Below are 18,856 nucleotides of genomic sequence, written 5' to 3'. Positions count from 1 at the left end.
CGATTATGCTGGGGCAGGACACAAAGAGGAAACCCGTGAAGCGGACACAGTTCACATCTATCGAACGACTTCGAACTCGTGGCCCAGGGCCAGGCAGTGGCTCAACCATTCGCCGAGGAACACATTGAGCTGTGCTTTCTCATCGGGCTGGTGCATGAACACATTGGGATAAGGATAGATGCTGCGAAAGCGTCGTGCATGTTCGGCGCTGATCACTTCGGCCATGCGCGCGTCGTGGTACACCTGCACTTCCAGCTGCGGCACCGGCAGCCAAGGCAGGCTGTGTTCCTGGCGCACCCGCAGGGTGGTGGTGTACGGGCAGTTCACGATCACTTCCAGGGTCAGCACGCCGAGCATCTGGTCCCCGTGGGTGACGGCGATGCGCCGCGCCTCGGGGGTGTGGCGCATGTCTGGCAGCAGCCGCATCAGCCGTGCATAGTTGGCCTCGCAGGCTGCTTGCAGCCCGATCAGGTCAACCCGATATCGCTCCCGTGCCTTTACTGCCATAACCCCCTCACTTCCGCGCGATTAAGCGCAAGCCATTGCAGGGCAATAATGCTCGCTGCGTTGGAAATTTTACCGTCACGTACCGCTTGCAGGGCGTCTTCAAAGGCCCAGACGCTGACGCGGATATCTTCGGCTTCCTCTTCCAGTCCATGGACGCCACCGGCCCCGGCGCTTTCGCAACGCCCCAGGTACAAGTGGACAAATTCAGTGCTGCCACCCGGCGAAGGAAAGTACTTGGTGATCGGCCAGAGTGCGGAGAATGTAAGGCCAGCTTCCTCTTCGGCTTCGCGGTGTGCAACCTCCTCGGGTTGCTCATCTTTATCGATCAGGCCGGCGACCATTTCGATCAGCCACGGGTTGTCGGTACGGCCCATGGCGCCTACGCGAAACTGCTCGATCAGCACCACTTCATCGCGCTGCGGGTCGTAGGGCAGCACGCACACGGCGTCATGCCGAACAAAGACTTCGCGATTGAGCTCACGGCTCATCCCGCCATCAAACTTCTCGTGCCGCAATTGCAGCCGATCCAATTTGTAGAAGCCCGTGTAGGCATTGTCGCGCTGAACAATTTCGATCTTGCTCGGCGTCGATTTCGCTGTGTCCGTCATATCAACCCTCGTTTATTGCCTTGCGGTGTCGAGGCGGCCTCGACATCGCGCCATCCTAACGCGCTCGCGCCCCTTGATGCAGCCCCTTTCCGGTTGCCGGGATAGACGGCGGGCGTCAAACTCACTCTAATCAGCTTAGTGGCGAACTGACTGCCCTGTCGGGAGTCGAAGCTCCACATTTTCACCTTTCCTCGATTTATGAAGGACACACATGTCGCTTTTAAAAATCGCCTCCGTGGCCTGTATCGCCTTGACCCTGGGTGCTTGCCAGAGCCTGTTCCAACCGAGCTATCTCAAGCCGCTGGACACCACCGCCGACGCCTCGGAGCAGATCAAGCCCGGCTGCAGCAGCCCGGATTGCCCGCTGGTCAATATCGACACGGTGCACTTCCCGTCCGAGCCGCAATTGGACCAGATCGTCGAAAAGCGTCTGTTGCAGATGGCCCGCACCTCGCCAGGCCAGGCTATGCCCGCCACGCTGAGCGCCTACCGCGACCAGTTCCTGCGTGAGTCGCCTGACCGCAACAGCATGTACTTGCAGGCCAAGGTACGTGAGCAGCATGACGGACTGGTGATCGTCGAAGTCTCCAGCTACCTGGACACCGGCACCGCCCACGGCGAGCCGGGCCGCGGCTTCATCAACTATTCACGCGTGCTGCATAAAGAGCTGAGCCTGACCGACATGCTGCTGCCGGGCCAGGAGGATGCGTTCTGGAAGACCGCGAAAGTCGCCCACAACAACTGGCTGATCAACTCGCAGATGGACCGCGACCCGGAGTTCGTGAAGAACTGGCCGTTCCAGAAAACCCCGAATGTGGCGCTGACCAGCAATGGCGTGGTGCTCAAGTACAACGTCACCACCATCGCCCCGTACGCATTGGGGCTGATCGAAATGACCATCCCCTATGCGCGCCTGACCGGCGTGATCAAGCCTGAGCTGGTGCCCGCACGCCACTGAAGGCCCGGCCCAGGATGAAGTGCAACAGCCCTGCCAGCACCAGCGCCGGCAGGGTCGCACCGACGTCCGGGTACAGATTCGCCAGCAGGTGATAGGTGCTGATCCCGCCAAGCCAGGCCAACAGTGCCGGCCAGCGCAGCTTGGCGGCAACCCCATGGCCACGGCGGCGCAGGATGAAGTGATCCACCAGCACCACGCCGAACAGCGGCGCGAACACCGAGCCGATCAGCAACAGGAAGTTCTGGTACTGCGCCAACGGTGCGAAGCAGGCAATCAGCGTGCAGATAACGCCGATGGCCAACGCCAGGTGCTCGACCTTCAAGCGCAACAGAATCCCGCTGGACACGGCCGCCGAGTGAATATCGGCGAAGGCGTTTTCTGATTCATCCAGCAGGATCAGCAACAGAGGAATCCCCAGGCCAGCCCCGGCCAATGCCAACAGCAATGCGTTCACTTCACCGCTCGGCGCAAACGCCAGGGTGTAGGCCACGCCCAGGCTCATCAGCCAGAAGTTACCGATAAAGAAGCCCAGCGCAGTGCCGCCGAACACGCTTTGGGCGCGTTTGCCGAAGCGAGAGTAGTCGGCAATCAGCGGCAGCCAGGACAACGGCATGGCGATGGCGATATCAAAACCCACCGCAAATGGCATCGAACCGTCACCGGCCTGGGCCCAGAGTGCGGCCAGGTCGGCCTTGGCAAACAGGTTCCAGGTCAGCCACAGGCAAGCGGCCAGCAACAGCCAGATGCCCCACTTGCGCAGGATCTGCCGCACAAAGGTCAGCGGGCCGCTGACGGCGAGCAAGGTCGCGAGGGCACCGAATACCAGGGTCCAGAACAGCGGGCTGGCCAGCAGGCTGCCTTCGCTGAACGCGCGGGTGCCCAACAGGCTGGCGGCGTCGCGCATCACGATGATTTCGAACGAGCCCCAGCCGATCAGCTGCAGCAGGTTCAACAGCGCCGGCACACTGGCGCCCTGGGTGCCGAGGCTGAGTTTCAGGGCAGCCATGGAAGACAGGCCGGTGTCGCTGCCGATCACGCCGACGGCGGCCAGCAACAGCACGCCCACCAGGGTGCCGAGGAAGATCGCCAGCAAGGAGCCGGAGAGGCCCAGGCCCGGCGCCAACAGCGCGCCGGTTTGCAGGACCATCAGGCCGATGCCCAGGGAGAACCACAGGGAAAAGAGATCGCGGGCGCCGAAGACGCGTTTGTCGCTGGGCACCGCGATGTCTGGGGAATAGGTGCTGGGTTGAATGCTCAAGGGTGTTATCTCAGAGGGACACTATTATTTGAATCAGGAACGCCCCCTGTGGCGAGGGAGCTTGCTCCCGCTGGGCGGCGAAGCCGCCCCAAAACCTGCAACTGATGAGTGTCAGTTAAAACACCGATCCAGATTCTGGGAGCGCTGCGCACTCCAGCGGGAGCAAGCTCCCTCGCCACAGGTTCTGATTCAGACCTTTTTGTACAGCTGGCTGCCTTCCTGCTTGAACCGCTCCGCCTGCTCCGCCAGTCCCTTGGCCACGTCCACATCCACCGCTTCAATGCGCTGGTTGGCCGCGTACTCACGTACCTCCTGGGTGATTTTCATCGAGCAGAATTTGGGCCCGCACATCGAACAGAAATGCGCGACCTTGGCCGAATCCTTCGGCAAGGTTTCATCGTGGTACGAACGCGCCGTGTCCGGGTCCAGGCCCAGGTTGAACTGGTCTTCCCAGCGGAATTCGAAGCGCGCCTTGCTCAACGCGTTGTCGCGAATCTGTGCTCCCGGATGCCCCTTGGCCAAGTCCGCCGCATGCGCCGCGATCTTGTAGGTGATGATCCCGGTCTTCACGTCATCCTTGTTCGGCAGGCCCAAGTGCTCCTTCGGCGTGACGTAGCAGAGCATCGCGCAACCGAACCAGCCGATCATTGCCGCGCCAATACCGGAAGTAATGTGGTCGTAGCCCGGCGCAATGTCAGTGGTCAGCGGGCCGAGGGTGTAGAACGGCGCCTCGTCACAGCACTCCAGCTGCTTGTCCATGTTCTCCTTGATCAACTGCATCGGCACGTGGCCCGGGCCTTCGATCATGGTCTGCACGTCGTGCTTCCAGGCGATTTTGGTCAGTTCGCCGAGGGTTTCCAGCTCACCGAATTGCGCAGCATCGTTGGCGTCGGCAATCGAACCCGGGCGCAGGCCATCTCCCAGGGAGAAGCTGACGTCGTAGGCCTTCATGATTTCGCAGATTTCGTCGAAATGGGTGTAAGTGAAGTTCTCTTTGTGGTGCGCCAGGCACCACTTGGCCATGATCGAACCGCCACGGGACACGATGCCGGTGACACGCTTGGCGGTCAGCGGCACATAGCGCAGCAGCACGCCGGCGTGGATGGTGAAGTAGTCGACGCCCTGCTCGGCCTGTTCGATCAGGGTGTCGCGGAACAGCTCCCACGTCAGGTCTTCAGCGGCGCCGCCGACTTTTTCCAGGGCCTGATAGATCGGCACGGTACCGATCGGCACCGGCGAGTTGCGGATGATCCACTCGCGGGTTTCGTGGATGTGCTTGCCGGTGGACAGGTCCATCACCGTGTCCGAACCCCAGCGAATGCCCCACGTGAGTTTCGCCACTTCTTCTTCGATGGACGAACCCAGGGCGCTGTTGCCGATGTTGCCGTTGATCTTCACCAGGAAGTTACGGCCGATGATCATCGGTTCCAGTTCAGTGTGGTTGATGTTGGCCGGGATGATCGCGCGGCCGCGGGCGATTTCTTCGCGCACGAATTCCGGAGTGATGATTTTCGGCACGCTGGCGCCGAAGCTGTGGCCGGCATGCTGCTGGTCCAGCAGGCCGGCGGCACGGGCCTCTTCCAGCTTCATGTTTTCGCGGATGGCGACGTATTCCATCTCGGCGGTGATGATGCCTTTACGGGCGTAGTGCATTTGGGTGACGTTGGCCCCGGCCTTCGCGCGGCGCGGGTTTTTCACGTGGGCGAAACGCAGCGCGGTCAGCTCGGCATCGCTCAGGCGTTGTTGGCCGAAATGCGAGCTCAAGCCCGACAGGCGCTCGGTGTCGCCACGGGATTCGATCCATGGCGAGCGCACATCGCCCAGGCCTTTGCGCACGTCGATGATCACATTCGGGTCGGTGTACGGGCCGGAGGTGTCGTAGACCACCACGGGCGCGTTGATTTCGCCGCCGAAGTCGGTGGGGGTCACGTCGAGGCTGACTTCACGCATCGGCACACGAATGTCCGGGCGGGTGCCTTGCACATAGATTTTCTGCGAGCGGGTAAACGGCTGCACGGAACCGGAGTCGACCTTGGCCGATTCACTTAAATGCACGGTGTTTTTTAGTTTTGTAGTCATCACGGGCTCTCCAACTATCCAGGCGGTGGATTTTTGTCGGAGCGAACCTGTGACGGATGGACGCACTGAAACCAGTGCTGTGCTTGGCGCACAAGAGCTGTTCGATTGTCGAACAACATCCCGGACGAAGCACAAGAGGACTCGCCGGGGGACGAGAAATCTTGTTCCCTACGCAGGCGTTAACCTGATCAGGTTCAACGGGATCCGGTATTTACCGATCTCAGCCTTCCAACAAGGCACCCCGACAAGAACGCGGCCAGTCTAGACCATGGAGCAGGCAAATTGCCAATGGCGGTGCATTCATCGTGATGAATGGCGTAATTACAGGATTGTTGTGCCGTGATAGCGCCACTACACTCGATGACTGTTCAAGGTCTTGACGCCAGGAATGGGCCGCCTTAGCCTTGGGCTCCAAATTATCGCCGTAATATTTAATCTAGGGATCGCCTCATGCTGCGCAAACTTTCACTGGCTCTTGCCGTGTCTTGTGCGACCAACGGACTGGTCTGGGCAGCTGAAGCGCCCCTGACGACCAAAACCGACCTGGTCAGCGTCTACCAGGAAGCGGTGGACAACAACGCCGACCTGGCTGCCGCCCGCGCCCAATACGGTGCGCAGAAAGAAGTGGTGCCCCAGGCCCGCGCCGGTTTGCTGCCGAACCTGTCGGCCGGTGCCGACATCAACAACGTGCGCACCCAGCTGGACCAGCCCGCCGCCACGGTCGACCGCGACGCCCATTCCTGGCGCGCGACCCTGAGCCAGCCGCTGTTCCGTGCCGATCGCTGGTTCCAGTTGCAAGCCGCCGAAGCGGTCAACGAACAAGCTGCGCTGCAACTCTCGGCCACTGAACAGAACCTGATCCTGCAAAGCGCCGAAAACTACTTCGCCGTGCTGCGGGCCCAGGACAACCTGGCGTCCACCAAGGCCGAAGAAGCCGCGTTCAAACGTCAACTGGACCAGTCCAACGAACGCTTTGACGTCGGCCTGTCGGACAAGACCGACGTGCTGCAATCCCAGGCCAGCTACGACACCGCACGGGCCAACCGGATCCTGGCCCAGCGCCAGGTGGACGACGCCTTCGAAGCGCTGATCACCCTGACGAACCGCCAGTACAACTCGATCCAGGGCATCGTCCACACATTGCCGGTGCTGCCACCGACGCCGAACGACGCCAAGGCCTGGGTCGAAACCGCCGGCCGCCAGAACCTCAACCTGCTGGCCAGCAACTACGCCGTCACCGCCGCCGAAGAAACCCTCAAGCAACGCAAGGCCGGCCACGCGCCGACCCTGGATGCGGTGGCACAGTACGAAAAAGGTGACAACGACGCCCTGGGTTTCAGCAACCCGAGTGCCTTTGGCCAGCCGTATCACGGTGATGTGTCACAACGCACCATAGGCTTGCAGTTGAGGATCCCGCTGTACAGCGGCGGCCTCACCAGCTCGCAAGTGCGCGAATCCTATTCCCGCCTGGGCCAGACCGAGCAGCAACGCGAAGGCCTGCGTCGCCAGGTAGTGGAAAACACCCGCAACCTGCACCGCGCGGTCAACACCGACGTGGAGCAGGTACAGGCGCGCCGCCAGTCGATCATCTCCAACCAGAGCGCAGTGGAAGCCACGGAAATCGGTTACCAGGTGGGTACGCGCAATATCGTCGATGTGCTGGACGCCCAGCGCCAGCTGTACACCTCGGTGCGCAACTACAACAACAGCCGCTACGACTACATCCTCGACAACCTGCGTTTGAAGCAGGCCGCCGGGACGTTGAACCCGGGGGATCTGCAGGATCTGGCGCGGTACCTGAAGGCCGACTACAACCCGGACAAGGACTTCCTGCCGCCGGACCTGGCCAAGGCGGCCGCGGCGCAGTTGAAGGCTAACCCGGGTTACTGAAGACAACACATAAACCATGTGGGAGCTGGCTTGCCTGCGATTGCATCACCTCGGTTTGACTGATGTACCGAGGCGTCTGTATCGCAGGCAAGCCAGCTCCCACATTTGATGTGTGTTGTCAGTGGTTGAGCAGTCTGCCCAACCCATCCAGCAAACGCTTCAACGCGCCCTGATTGGCGCGCATCACCGCCAGCCCCGCCTGCCCCATCTTCTGCGCGTCCTGCGGCAGCTCGAACAAGCGCTGCACCGCCACCGCCAAACCTTCGGCATCGTCCACTTCCTGCAACGCGCCGGCGTCGCGCATCATCGCGCTGATTTCAAGGAAGTTGAACACGTGGGGCCCACAGATAACCGGCTTGGCCAAGGCCGCCGGCTCCAGCGGGTTATGCCCGCCGGTGGCCACCAGGCTTCCGCCGACAAACGCGCTATCGGCCAACGCATACAAAAACAGTAACTCGCCCATGGTGTCCCCCAGCAACACCGAGGTTTGCGCGGTCACTGCCTCGCCGTTGGAGCGGCGCACCGTAGCGAAACCCTGTTGCTGGCACAACTCGAACATCGGGTTGAAGCGCTCCTGATGCCGCGGCACCAGGATCAGCAAGGCATTGGGGTAGCTGGCGAGCAATTGGCGATGGGCGGCGAGTACCACTTCATCTTCGCCTTCGTGGGTACTGGCGGCGATCCACACCGGGCGTTCGCTGGCGTGCCATTGCTCACGCAAGGCGGCAGCGCGCTCCAAAAGTTGCGGGTCGATGGTCAGGTCGAACTTGATCGAGCCGGTGACCTCGACCGTCTCGGGCCGTGCACCCAGGCTGCGAAAACGCTCGGCCTCGGTTTCGGTCTGGACGGCAAACAGGCTCATTTCCGCCAGCATCGGCGCGGTCAGCTTGGCGAAACGCCCGTAGCCCTTGGCCGAACGCGCCGACAGCCGTGCGTTAGCCAATGCCACAGGAATCCCGCGTTTGGCGCACTGGTGAATATGATTGGGCCACAGTTCAGTTTCCATGATCACCGCCAGTTTCGGCTGCACACGATCAAGAAAACGCTTGGCTGCACAGGGCAAATCGTACGGCAGGTAGCAATGCTGGATGCGCGGCTCGTTGGCGAACAGCGCCTGGATGCGCTCGGAACCGGTGGGCGTCATGCAGGTGACCGTGATCGGCAGCTGTGGATAACGTTCCAGCAGCCCGCGAATCATCGGCGCGGCGGCGATGCTTTCGCCCACCGATACCGCATGCACCCAGATTCCGCCGGGTTGCATCACCGGCAAGCCCCAGGAAAAGCGCTCACCCACGCGCTTGGCGTAAGCCGGCGCCTTGCGGGCCCGCAGCCACAGACGTAAAGCCACCAACGGCAGCGCCAGGTAAAACAGACAGCTGTAGAGAGTTCTATTCATGGCGGCGGAGTTTATCGGCTTTTTCAGTCGATCGCCTGCAAGCACTCGGCAAAACGTTCGGCGAGGAAACGCGCGGCCGGGCCGAGGGGCTCATCGCGACGCCACACCAGTTCCACCACCAGAGCCGGCGGGGTCCATTCGCTGTTCAGTTCGACCATCTGGTTCTGATAGGCCGGGTACTGCACCACATGCCGTGGCAACCAGGCCCAACCCAGGCCGCGCGCCAGCCATTCGGCCAGCACGTAGAAGCTATCAGCACGCCACACTTGCGGGCTGGCGGCCTCACTCCCGGGATACACGCTGGTCTGGGTCGCCATCAGCAACTGGCGAAACTGTGCCAGGCGCTGGCAATCCACGAACTTTTCCCTGGCCATGGGATGACCGATGCCGCACACGGTCACCATCTCCACACTGCCCAGCACCCGGCGCTCCAAGGCTTCGGGGATTTGATCGTGGTAGAACAGCAGGCCCAGATCGGCCTTGCGCTCCACCAGTTTGCGCGCTACATCGCCTTGGGCGGCGCTGGACAACTGCACCTCCAGGCTGGGAAATTTTCCCGCCAGCGATTCGAGGCTATCGAGCACCGGCTGATAGAGCATGGCCTCATCCTGGGCCAGGCGCAGGCGGGCTTCTTCCCCCCGCATCAACGACAAGGCACGGCCATTCAGGCGCTCGCACTGACGCAAGACTTCCCGCGCCTCTTCAAGCAACGCGGTGCCTGCCTCGGTCAAGCGGGGCTGCCGGCCGCTGCTGCGATCAAACAGGCACACACCCAGGTCCGCCTCCAACAGGGCAATCCCATTGCTGACTGCCGACTGCGCCCGGCGCTGGTCCCGCGCCACCGCCGAAAACGAACGCTGCTCGGCGACGCTGACAAACAGACGCATCTGCTCAAGGCTCCATTGCACGCTCATGGTTCAACCCATCTTAAATTCGGATAGGTAATGACTTTACCGCATCTGGCAAGTCGCTAGAATGCCGACCTTTGCAGGAGCGAGCTTGCTCGCGAAAAACCAGAGAGCGCCGCGTTAAACCAGATGCGCTGCGTTATCGTTGACGATTTTCGCGAGCAAGCTCGCTCCTACAGTTGAACCCCAACTCCGAGGAATACCCCATGAACGCCGCCTACTATTACCTGGCCATTGCCATTTGCTCGGAAGTGATCGCCACCGTTTCCATGAAAGCGATCAAGGGTTTCAGCACGCCGATCCCGCTGCTGCTGGTGATCGTCGGCTATGGCGTGGCCTTCTGGATGCTCACACTGGTGGTGCGCACCGTGCCGGTGGGCGTCGCGTATGCGGTGTGGGCCGGGATGGGCATCGTGATGGTCAGCATCGCCGCGCTGTTTATCTACGGGCAGAAACTGGATGTCCCGGCGATGCTGGGGATGGGCCTGATTGTGCTGGGGGTGGTGGTGATTCAGTTGTTCTCGAAAACCGCCGGCCACTGATCGTTCACGCCAGACTCAAGTGAAGCTGAGATTCGCAGCCTCGTTTCACTCGACAGCGCCTACAGTGTGCATGACATGAGTCTGTATACTGCGCAGCCTGTCTTGAACACTGAGGTCGCTGCATGCCATCCGTTATTTCCACCGACGTTCTGATTGTCGGCGCCGGGGTTGCCGGCCTCTGGCTCAATGCGCGCCTGCGTCGCCAGGGTTTTTCCACGGTGCTGGTGGAAAGCGCCACCCTCGGTGGCGGGCAAAGCGTGAAGTCCCAGGGGATCATCCATGGCGGTGCGAAATACGCGCTGCACGGCGCCCTCACCGGCGCCTCGGAAGCCATCGCCGACATGCCCCGTCGCTGGCGCGAAGCCCTGGCGGGCAACGGTGAGCTGGATCTCTCCGGCGTGCGCCTGCTGTCCGAAGCCCACTACTTGTGGTCGCCGGGAACCCTCGCCGGCAATCTCACCAGTTTCTTCGCCAGCAAGGCCGTGCGTGGCCGCGTCGACCAGGTAAAGGGCGACGACCTGCCGCCGGCCCTGCAAGACCGTCGCTTCAAGGGCAAGGTCTATCGCCTGGCCGAGTTGGTGATCGACGTCCCGAGCCTGATCGAACGCCTGGCGCAACTCGCTGGCGACGGCCTGCTGGCCGGTGAGCATATCGAACCGTTGCTGGAAGACGGCACACTGGTCGGCCTGAAGGTCGATGGCCGCGAGATCCGCGCCCAACGCATCGTCCTCAGCGCCGGTGGCGGTACTGCCGACCTGCTCAGCGCCCTGGGCCAGACCCAGCCCGCCATGCAACGCCGGCCGCTGCACATGATCATTGCCAAGGGCCCCGGCCTGAAGCCGCTGTACGCTCATTGCCTGGGTGGCGGCACCAAGCCGCGCATCACCGTGACCACGCACCCGGCGGCCGATGGCAATTGGGTGTGGTACCTGGGCGGCGATATCGCCGAGGCCGAAGGGGTGGCCCGTACTCCGGAGCAACAGATCGCCACCGCCCAAAAAGAACTGGCACAGCTGCTGCCCTGGATCGACATGAGCCAGACCCAGTGGGCCACCCTGCGCGTCGACCGCGCCGAGCCGCTGCAGTCGGGGCTGACACGCCCGGACAACGCCTTCCTTGCCGAACAGGACCGCCTGCTGGTGGGCTGGCCGACCAAGTTGGCACTGGCGCCGGACTTCACCGACCGGGTGATCCATGCGCTGGAGCGTGACGGCATCAAGCCAGGCCCCCACGAAAAACTGCCCGAACTGCCGAAACCCGCTATCGCCCAACCCGCCTGGGAGCAACTGCTACCATGAGCCTGCCGACCCTGCACGACCTCCACCGCCCGCTGGGCAGCACCGGCCTGCTGGTCTCGCCGCTGGGCCTGGGCACCGTCAAGCTGGGCCGCGACCAAGGGGTGAAATACCCCAGTGGCTTCCAGATTCCTGATGACGATGCGGCGCGGATGCTGCTGCGCCAGGCCCGCCAGTTGGGCATCAACCTGATCGATACCGCGCCCGCCTACGGCCGCAGCGAAGAACGCCTCGGCCCACTGTTGCGCGGCCAGCGCCAGGACTGGGTGATTGTCAGCAAGGTGGGCGAAGAATTTACCGAAGGCGTGTCCCACCATGATTTCAGCGCGGCCCATACCCGGCTGTCCGTCGAACGCAGCCTGAAACGACTGGAAACGGATTTTATCGACCTGGTGCTGGTGCACTCTGACGGCAACGACCTGCATATCCTCAATGATTGCGAGGTTTACCAGACCCTGGCGGACCTCAAGCGCGAGGGCAAGATTCGCGGTTTCGGTTTCTCCGGAAAAACCGTCGAGGGCGGCGTAAAGGCTCTGGAACAGGGCGATTGCGCCATGGTCACCTACAATCTGAACGAACAGGCCGAAAAAGCCGTCATTGATTATGCGGCCGCCCACGGCAAAGGCATCCTGGTGAAAAAGGCGCTAGCCAGTGGCCATGTCTGCCTGGAATCAGGAGTGGATCCAATTCACGCGAGTTTCACGTTGTTGTTTGCGCAAACTGGCGTCGCCAGTGCTATTGTCGGGACCATTAATCCGCTGCACCTCGCTCACAACGTAGCGACCGCTGCCAAGGTCATTCGCCAACTCTGATGCCGCCGACGCGGCCGACCCCGACGCAAGAAGGAGCCGACATGGCGCGAACGCTCATTAGAAAAAACCCGAGTAACTTTAAAACACTGCCGCTGCATGTCGAAGCCACGCCCGAAGGCTTGAGTTACCAGAGCGTCGGCATGCCGCTCAACTTCGCCCAGACCCTGCAGCGGCGCAAGCCGGTGGAAGTGAAAGACACTGAGCGTTTTGTGCTGGAGTTGGCCAACCTGGGCGTCTCGGTGCGCCTGACCCTGCACTGGCAAAATCGCGATTACTGGGTGCTGGTGCGCCAGCGCCGGCAAGACCGCGGCGATGTGGTGCTCAAGCTGATCTCCGGGTATGTGCCGGCCCACGAACTGAACCTGCCACTGCACACCGCCATCCAGGAAATCGCCGAGGAATGCCTGCTGGAAACCCCGGAAGGCTGGCTGGGCGGGCGCTTCAACGACACTTGGCTACCGGCCCCCTACTCATCTGCCCTGCACTACCGCGAAGCATTGCCGTTTCGTCTTTCGCCGTTGTCCGGAGCGGCCCGCCCGGTACGCTGCGCCACCATGCAATTGATTGAGCGACCCCGGGCCTACGTGCATCTGCCAACGGCTTCGCTGCAACTGATTTATGACTTGCGCCTGGAAGTCCCCAAGGAGGCCAAGTCCCTGAGTCTGTTTCATGTGGATGAGCGCCTGGAGGGTGATCAACTGGTGGCACGCCTGGACCGTCAGCGTCCGGACCTGTACCTGATGCCGCTGAAAGACGGGCAGCCGTGTGCGGAGCTGTACACCTTGAAAAAGGATCAGCTGTATCCGGCGAGTACGCGAGGGTTGTACCTGGCAGAGAGCTTTGCCCAGCAGGAAGGCTGGATCGTGCGCGACGAGCGGATCCGGTGGAAGGATTGGCTGCGGCAACAGGGGCTGAGCGCGCCCGAGAAAGAGTCGAAACTGAAGCGGTTGACCGGTAAGGCGCGGCAGATCTTGCGCAGGATCGTGCCGAAGAAGAAGGCAAAGCAGTAACCGGAGCCACAAGCACCACCCAACAATGTGGGAGCTGGCTTGCCTGCGATGCAGCCGCCTCGGTGTATCAGTGATACCGAGTTGAGGCTATCGCAGGCAAGCCAGCTCCCACAGTTGGTTTTTGCCTCAGTTGCTGCGGATCTTTTCCACAATCGCCGTGGTCGAGCTGTTTTCCACCAACCCCAACACTTTGACCTTGCCGCCATAGGCACTGACGATATCGGCACCCACCACCTGGTCGACCGAATAATCCCCACCCTTGACCAACACGTCCGGCTTGACCTGGGCCAGCAGGTTTTCCGGGGTCGCCTCGGCAAAGCTGATCACCCAGTCCACCGCGCCCAGACCCGCCAGCACCGCCATGCGACGGTCGACACTGTTGATCGGACGGCCCGGCCCTTTCAAGCGACTGACCGACGCATCATCGTTGACCGCCACGATCAAACGATCGCCCTGGGCCCGCGCCTGTTCCAGGTAGGTCACGTGGCCGGCGTGGAGAATATCGAAGCAGCCATTGGTGAAGACAATGCTCTCGTTATGGGCGCGGGCATCGTCAATCGCCAGCAGCAATTGTTCAAGACTCAGCACGCCGCGCTCCGAACCTTCGGACCGCTGGATCGCGCGGCGCAGCTCAGGTGCGCTGATGGCGGCCGTACCCAACTTGCCAACCACAATGCCCGCCGCAAGATTGGCCAGGGCCACCGCGTGGGGCAGCTCTTCACCGGCGGCAATGGAGGCGGCCAGGGTGGAAATCACCGTGTCGCCGGCACCGGTCACGTCAAACACTTCACGGGCACGCGCGGGCAGGTGCATGGCTGGCTGATCGGGACGCAACAAGGTCATGCCGTGTTCACCACGGGTCACCAGCAAGGCGCCGAGGTCGAGGTCAGCCATGAGCTTGGCGCCCTTGGTCACCAGTTCGTGCTCATCGACACAGCCGCCGACGATGGCTTCAAATTCGCTGAGGTTCGGCGTGATCAGGCTGGCGCCCCGATAAATCGAGAAGTCCTTGCCCTTGGGATCCGCCAGCACCGGAATGCCACGGGCCTTGGCGGCCTGGATCAGCATCTGGTGATTTCTCAAGGCGCCTTTGCCGTAGTCGGACAGTACCAGCACCTTGATGCCTTCGAGCAACTCATCGACCTGGGCACTGAGGGCCAGGGCATCGGTGGCGAAGGGTTCTTCAAAATCGATACGCAGCAGTTGCTGGTGACGACTCATCACCCGCAGCTTGACGATGGTCGGCTGATGCGGGATGCGCTGAAACAGCGCACGCACACCCGCACCGCGCAGGCTGTTGGCCAGGCTGTCGGCGGCTTCGTCGTCGCCGGTCACACCCACCAGGGAGGCCGGGGCGCCGAGGGCGGCAATATTGAGGGCAACGTTGGCAGCGCCACCTGGACGGTCTTCGATTTGCTCGACCTTGACTACCGGTACCGGTGCCTCAGGGGAAATCCGTGAGGTACCGCCATGCCAGTAACGGTCGAGCATGACATCGCCGACCACCAAGACAGGGGCTTGATCGAATCGCGGCATGGACAACTTCATGGAGCAACCCACATACAAAATGAACAGGGGCGCGATATTACCACAGGGTTGTCAAAGGCTTGTGCAATGTAGGAGCCGGCTTGCCGGCGATGCGGTCACTGCGGTTTTTCAGTGCAACCGCGGTGAGGCCATCGCCGGCAAGCCGGCTCCTACAGGTCAGGTGATGTCGGCCGGGACCGGCTCGTCCAGGCCCATGGCATGCAGGCGGGCGTAATAACCGTTTTGCGCCAGCAGTTCGCCGTGGGTACCGCGCTCGACAATCCGGCCATCGTCCATCACCAGGATCAGGTCGGCTTTCTCGATGGTCGACAGGCGGTGGGCAATCACCAGGGTCGTACGGCCTTGCATGACTTTGTCGAGGGCCGCCTGGATATGGCGCTCCGACTCGGTGTCCAGCGCCGAGGTGGCCTCGTCGAGGATCAGCAAAGGCGCGTTCTTGAGCAAGGCACGGGCAATTGCCAGGCGCTGGCGTTGGCCGCCGGAAAGCAGCACACCGTTTTCGCCGACCTGGGTATCGAAGCCTTTGGGCAGTTGGTCGATGAAGTCCTTGGCATAGGCATCGGCCGCCGCCGCCTCGACATCGGCCCGCGGTGCGCCGGCCAGGTCACCGTAGGCGATGTTGTTGGTCACGGTGTCGCTGAACAGGGTCACGTGCTGGGTCACCTGGGCGATATGTCGGCGCAGGTTGAGCAGGCGATAGTCTTCGATCTCTACGCCATCGAGCAGAATCTCGCCGCTCTCGTGGTGGTAGAAACGCGGGATCAGGCTGGCCAGGGTGGACTTGCCGCTGCCCGAACGCCCCACCAGGGCAACCATCTGCCCAGGTTCTGCGGTAAAGGTAATGTCCTTGAGCACGTGGCGCTCGGTACCCGGGTAGGTGAAGTTCAGGTTGCGCACTTCCAGGCGGCCACTGACCTTGTCGCGCTCGATGGTGCCGCGATCGATTTCAACGTCTTCGTCCAGTTGCTCGAAAATGCTTTCGGCACCGGCCACGCCTTTCTGGATGGTCGAGCTGACTTCAGAGAGCTGGCGAATCGGCTTGGGCAGCAGGCCGGCCAGGGTGATGTAGGCCACCATGTCACCCGCCGAGGCATCACCACGCAGGTACAGCACCAGGAACATCAGCACCGCCATGGCGCTGTAGATCACCAGTTGCAGCGCCGGCGTGTAGATCGCGCCGGTGCGGGTCATGCGCAGTTGCTTGTTGGTGTTGCTCAGGCTGGCCTTGAGGAAACGCTTCTGCTCATACACCTCGCCGCCGAAGCTGCGCACCACGCGGTAGCCCTGGATGGTTTCCGAGGCAACGTGGGTGACATCACCCATGGCGACCTGGATCTTCTTGCTCTGCTTGCGGAATTTCTTGCTCGCGGTGCGGACCATCACGGCAATCAACGGCAGGATGGCGATCATCACCAGGGTCAGCCGCCAGTTCATGAACAGCAGCGAGGCGAACAGGAAGATCACCGTCATGCCTTCGCGAATCACTACCTTGATGGCATCGGTCGCCGCACCGGTGACCATGGTCACGTTGAAGGTGATACGAGAAATCAGGTGCCCGGAGTTGTGATTGTCGAAGTAGCGGTTCGGCAGGGTCAGCAGGTTGTTGAACAACTGCACCCGCAGGTCGTGGACCAGGCCCAGGGAAACCTTGGCCAGCAGATAGTTGCCCAGGAACGAGCCCAGGCCCTGCCAGGCGGCGATCAGGATGATCAGCAGCGGCACGGCCTGCAGCAGTTGCAGGTCACGCAGGAAAGGTACCGTAGGGAACAGCACCGCTTCAGGGTTGGACAGGCCGTCGACAAAGTACTTGAGGATGTACCCCAGCATCGGCTGGGTCGAGGCGAAAATCAGAAAGCCGACGATACTCAGCGCGAACAAGCCGGCATAGGGCTTAACGTAGCTGAGCAGGCGGAAGTATATTTTCAAGCTCGAAGGGCTTGCGCTCGGACTGGAGTCGGTCATATCACGCGGCGGTTTTGAAAAAGGAGGCTGACTTTAGCACAGCTTCTCTGTTGTACTTGCACGCGGCACAACCGCGCGGCCGTTGGATCCAACGGGCGACATTATATAGCCACTACTTTAGTATGCTCGGCTTTCTTTATTCTGGAACGGCTTTTCTGTATGCACTCCAAGCGCCTTACATATGGCTCAAATCGCGTTTTCGACTTCCTCTGTTTGTGGATTCTGCCCATAGGCTTGCTGTTGCTCCTGAGTTCGCTGTTTTTTGTCACCAATCGAAATGTCCTGCACAAGTTCTACTACGTGCTGTTCAGCGCGCCGACCCTGTTGTTGCTGTGCCTGCGCCCGGCGGAATTCAAGCAGGTGCTGCGCGAGCCCCTGGCGATCGCATTCCTGGTATTTTCAGGCTGGGCACTGACCAGCATGCTGTGGAGCCCGGAACACAGCATCGACGCCGACTTGTATCGACGACCACTGCATACCTTCATGTTGTTTGCAGGCTGCGGGCTGCTGCTGCATTACCGCAATGAGCTGTTCAAACCGATCTTCTTCTGCGCTGCACTGATTGCGCTGGTTTCCAGTGCCTGCAGCCTGGTGGCTTTTGCTCCCTTCTTCTCGCAGGGAGCGCGAATGATCGGCGGGCGCGGAGCCCTCGATAACCCGCTACTCAGTTCTCACGTATTCGGATTCTTCTGCGTTTACTGGCTGTACGTATGCATGACCACCAAGCGTCCCCACGTGCTCTGGTTCAGCGTTCCAGCGCTGGCAATCATGGCCGCCGCGGTGCTGGCCACCGGTTCGAGAACACCAATGGTTGCACTGGTCCTCGCCGTGCTCTGGATGAGTTTCACCAGCCGCAATCGTCGCTCGGCCCTGCTGATCGGCTGTATGGTGCTGGGAGCTGCGGCACTGTTGCTGTTCTATCCCGAACTGATCACCAATCGTGGCAGCTCCTTCCGTTTCGAACTCTGGGGCATGTCACTTGAGCGTATCGCCCAGCACCCCTGGATCGGCCACAGCTACGACTCAGAGTTGTACCTGACGCTTGCCGACGGCAATCAACTTCGCGAACCCCACAGTTTTGCCCTGGGTGTGATCTATTACGTTGGCATCATCGGCTTCATCCCGTGGATCTTCATGCTCGGCTGGGGCCTGTACAAAAGCCTCAAGGAACGGGCACAGCCGTTGTTTATCCTGGCCTCTTCCCTGCTGGCCTATGGCATCGGTGCCGGCCTGACCGAAGGCGGTGGAATTCTCTCGCGGCCAAAAGAGCACTGGTTTCTGCTATGGATCCCGCTGGCACTGATCGCCGGACTGAGCATCGCCCAGCGTCGCCGCAGCCTGCTGCGCATGCCCGTTCAACGCCTGAAGCGTCAAGATTTCGAGCAGTTGTGCACCAATGCTTACGTGATTGAAGCCGATGGCCTGGGCCCAAAGGTCCTGCGCCTGGAAGACGGGAGCTTCCTCAAGCTGTTCCGCCCACGTCGCTGGTATACCTCAGGCAGCTTCAACCCCTATTCGGAGCGTTTCGCCAGCAACAGCGAGCAACTGCGAGCCTTGGGCGTTCCATCGCCAATCATCCTCAATCTCTACCAGTTACAGGATGCGAGCAGCGCCGTACGTTATCAGCCACTGCCCGGCCTGACCCTGCGCCAAGCCCTGCAAAGCCTGGACAGTAGCCTGCGGGAATCGCTGATTGAGCGGTTCGGCGGGTTCATGGCCCAACTCCATGATCGCGGCGTGTACTTTCGCTCACTGCACCTGGGCAACGTACTGTTAATGGATGATGGCGAGTTCGGCTTGATTGACGTGGCAGACATGCGCATCTACCCATCGCCCCTGCGCAACGCCCTGCGCCAGCGCAACCTGCGGCACATGCAACGTTATCCACAAGACCGTAATTGGCTGTTCGAAACCCATTTCGAGCAATTGGCCAAGGGCTATGCCTCGGTGGCCTCGCCAAGCGCCACGGCGAAGATCCGTGAGCAGGTGCTCAAGCTCAATCGTCCGGCGGCGCCGGTAGCAAGCCCGGCAAAGTGATAGCTTGAGCCGTCTGGCCATTGCGGTTTACGCAATGGCCAGGCCG

At 61.5% G+C, this 18,856-nt stretch carries 15 protein-coding genes and 1 riboswitch; of the genes, 7 read left to right on the top strand and 8 right to left on the bottom strand.

The window, feature by feature from the left end; translation table 11 throughout:
• Window positions 1-57: 57 nt before the first annotated feature.
• A complete protein-coding gene (locus tag HX875_RS02085) occupies window positions 58-507 on the bottom strand; it encodes a DUF1249 domain-containing protein (RefSeq protein WP_003209507.1) in 450 nt (149 codons plus the stop codon).
• Entirely contained in the window at window positions 498-1,115 is a 618-nt protein-coding gene (locus HX875_RS02080) for an NUDIX domain-containing protein (RefSeq protein ID WP_177041249.1), read from the bottom strand. Before HX875_RS02080 ends, HX875_RS02085 begins: the two co-directional genes overlap by 10 nt.
• 211 nt (window positions 1,116-1,326) lie before the next feature.
• On the opposite strand from HX875_RS02080, the gene HX875_RS02075 reads away from it, so the two are divergent.
• Entirely contained in the window at window positions 1,327-2,073 is a 747-nt protein-coding gene (locus tag HX875_RS02075; RefSeq protein ID WP_177041247.1) for an RsiV family protein, read from the top strand.
• Here HX875_RS02075 and cytX read toward each other — a convergent pair.
• Both cytX and thiC read right to left on the bottom strand, forming a co-directional pair.
• Entirely contained in the window at window positions 2,042-3,331 is a 1,290-nt protein-coding gene (cytX, locus tag HX875_RS02070; RefSeq protein WP_177041246.1) for a putative hydroxymethylpyrimidine transporter CytX, read from the bottom strand. The genes HX875_RS02075 and cytX overlap by 32 nt on opposite strands.
• Window positions 3,332-3,520: 189 nt before the next feature.
• Window positions 3,521-5,410, bottom strand: coding sequence for a phosphomethylpyrimidine synthase ThiC (thiC, locus tag HX875_RS02065; RefSeq protein WP_177041244.1), 1,890 nt, complete (start codon window positions 5,408-5,410; stop codon window positions 3,521-3,523).
• Between the two features lie 148 nt (window positions 5,411-5,558).
• Window positions 5,559-5,664, bottom strand: a riboswitch (TPP riboswitch).
• Window positions 5,665-5,860: 196 nt separating this feature from the next.
• Here thiC and HX875_RS02060 point away from each other — a divergent pair.
• Window positions 5,861-7,300 carry a TolC family outer membrane protein gene (locus HX875_RS02060; protein ID WP_177041242.1) on the top strand — a complete coding sequence of 480 codons (1,440 nt, stop codon included), beginning with the start codon at window positions 5,861-5,863 and terminating at the stop codon, window positions 7,298-7,300.
• Window positions 7,301-7,418: 118 nt separating this feature from the next.
• On the opposite strand, the gene waaA is transcribed toward HX875_RS02060, so the two are convergent.
• Together waaA and HX875_RS02050 are read right to left on the bottom strand one after the other, a co-directional pair.
• Complete coding sequence (gene waaA, locus HX875_RS02055; RefSeq protein ID WP_177041240.1) at window positions 7,419-8,696, bottom strand: lipid IV(A) 3-deoxy-D-manno-octulosonic acid transferase; 1,278 nt, start codon at window positions 8,694-8,696, stop codon at window positions 7,419-7,421.
• A gap of 23 nt (window positions 8,697-8,719) precedes the next feature.
• Entirely contained in the window at window positions 8,720-9,610 is an 891-nt protein-coding gene (locus tag HX875_RS02050; RefSeq protein ID WP_177041238.1) for a LysR family transcriptional regulator, read from the bottom strand.
• A gap of 200 nt (window positions 9,611-9,810) precedes the next feature.
• Between HX875_RS02050 and HX875_RS02045 the strand changes: the two genes are divergently transcribed.
• The 4 genes from HX875_RS02045 to HX875_RS02030 all read left to right on the top strand — a co-directional run bounded on the left by HX875_RS02045 (window position 9,811) and on the right by HX875_RS02030 (window position 13,263).
• On the top strand, window positions 9,811-10,146 hold the full coding sequence (locus tag HX875_RS02045; RefSeq protein ID WP_177041236.1) for a DMT family transporter: 336 nt from the start codon (window positions 9,811-9,813) through the stop codon (window positions 10,144-10,146).
• A gap of 122 nt (window positions 10,147-10,268) precedes the next feature.
• The gene (locus HX875_RS02040) at window positions 10,269-11,444 is read left to right on the top strand and encodes an NAD(P)/FAD-dependent oxidoreductase (RefSeq protein ID WP_177041234.1); all 1,176 of its coding nucleotides are present in this window, start codon (window positions 10,269-10,271) and stop codon (window positions 11,442-11,444) included.
• Complete coding sequence (locus HX875_RS02035) at window positions 11,441-12,253, top strand: aldo/keto reductase (protein WP_177041232.1); 813 nt, start codon at window positions 11,441-11,443, stop codon at window positions 12,251-12,253. The genes HX875_RS02040 and HX875_RS02035 overlap by 4 nt, the downstream gene beginning before the upstream one ends.
• Window positions 12,254-12,294: 41 nt before the next feature.
• The gene (locus tag HX875_RS02030) at window positions 12,295-13,263 is read left to right on the top strand and encodes a metal ABC transporter ATPase (RefSeq protein WP_177041229.1); all 969 of its coding nucleotides are present in this window, start codon (window positions 12,295-12,297) and stop codon (window positions 13,261-13,263) included.
• A 126-nt stretch (window positions 13,264-13,389) separates the two neighbouring features.
• Here HX875_RS02030 and hldE read toward each other — a convergent pair whose 3' ends face one another.
• Both hldE and msbA read right to left on the bottom strand, forming a co-directional pair.
• Window positions 13,390-14,811 carry a bifunctional D-glycero-beta-D-manno-heptose-7-phosphate kinase/D-glycero-beta-D-manno-heptose 1-phosphate adenylyltransferase HldE gene (gene hldE, locus HX875_RS02025; protein WP_177041227.1) on the bottom strand — a complete coding sequence of 474 codons (1,422 nt, stop codon included), beginning with the start codon at window positions 14,809-14,811 and terminating at the stop codon, window positions 13,390-13,392.
• A gap of 156 nt (window positions 14,812-14,967) precedes the next feature.
• Window positions 14,968-16,773, bottom strand: coding sequence for a lipid A export permease/ATP-binding protein MsbA (gene msbA / locus HX875_RS02020; protein ID WP_177041225.1), 1,806 nt, complete (start codon window positions 16,771-16,773; stop codon window positions 14,968-14,970).
• Window positions 16,774-16,932: 159 nt separating this feature from the next.
• Here msbA and HX875_RS02015 point away from each other — a divergent pair, with 159 nt between their 5' ends.
• Window positions 16,933-18,810 (top strand): bifunctional O-antigen ligase/aminoglycoside phosphotransferase family protein, encoded by a 1,878-nt coding sequence (locus tag HX875_RS02015; RefSeq protein WP_177041223.1) that lies wholly within the window; start codon window positions 16,933-16,935, stop codon window positions 18,808-18,810.
• The last annotated feature ends 46 nt before the right edge of the window (window positions 18,811-18,856 follow it).

This window comes from Pseudomonas yamanorum (genome assembly GCF_013386765.1).
GTDB classification, from domain to species: Bacteria; Pseudomonadota; Gammaproteobacteria; order Pseudomonadales; family Pseudomonadaceae; genus Aquipseudomonas; species Aquipseudomonas yamanorum_A.
Note: the sequence above shows the minus strand (reverse complement) of the source record. Positions and strands in the feature narration are given on the sequence as shown.

Coding starts and splice junctions, on each gene's coding strand:
- HX875_RS02085 (WP_003209507.1), bottom strand. CDS start 507: ATGGCAGTAAAGGCACGGGAGCGATATCGGGTTGACCTGATCGGGCTG.
- HX875_RS02080 (WP_177041249.1), bottom strand. CDS start 1,115: ATGACGGACACAGCGAAATCGACGCCGAGCAAGATCGAAATTGTTCAG.
- HX875_RS02075 (WP_177041247.1), top strand. CDS start 1,327: ATGTCGCTTTTAAAAATCGCCTCCGTGGCCTGTATCGCCTTGACCCTG.
- thiC (WP_177041244.1), bottom strand. CDS start 5,410: ATGACTACAAAACTAAAAAACACCGTGCATTTAAGTGAATCGGCCAAG.
- HX875_RS02060 (WP_177041242.1), top strand. CDS start 5,861: ATGCTGCGCAAACTTTCACTGGCTCTTGCCGTGTCTTGTGCGACCAAC.
- waaA (WP_177041240.1), bottom strand. CDS start 8,696: ATGAATAGAACTCTCTACAGCTGTCTGTTTTACCTGGCGCTGCCGTTG.
- HX875_RS02050 (WP_177041238.1), bottom strand. CDS start 9,610: ATGAGCGTGCAATGGAGCCTTGAGCAGATGCGTCTGTTTGTCAGCGTC.
- HX875_RS02045 (WP_177041236.1), top strand. CDS start 9,811: ATGAACGCCGCCTACTATTACCTGGCCATTGCCATTTGCTCGGAAGTG.
- HX875_RS02040 (WP_177041234.1), top strand. CDS start 10,269: ATGCCATCCGTTATTTCCACCGACGTTCTGATTGTCGGCGCCGGGGTT.
- HX875_RS02035 (WP_177041232.1), top strand. CDS start 11,441: ATGAGCCTGCCGACCCTGCACGACCTCCACCGCCCGCTGGGCAGCACC.
- HX875_RS02030 (WP_177041229.1), top strand. CDS start 12,295: ATGGCGCGAACGCTCATTAGAAAAAACCCGAGTAACTTTAAAACACTG.
- hldE (WP_177041227.1), bottom strand. CDS start 14,811: ATGAAGTTGTCCATGCCGCGATTCGATCAAGCCCCTGTCTTGGTGGTC.
- msbA (WP_177041225.1), bottom strand. CDS start 16,773: ATGACCGACTCCAGTCCGAGCGCAAGCCCTTCGAGCTTGAAAATATAC.
- HX875_RS02015 (WP_177041223.1), top strand. CDS start 16,933: ATGCACTCCAAGCGCCTTACATATGGCTCAAATCGCGTTTTCGACTTC.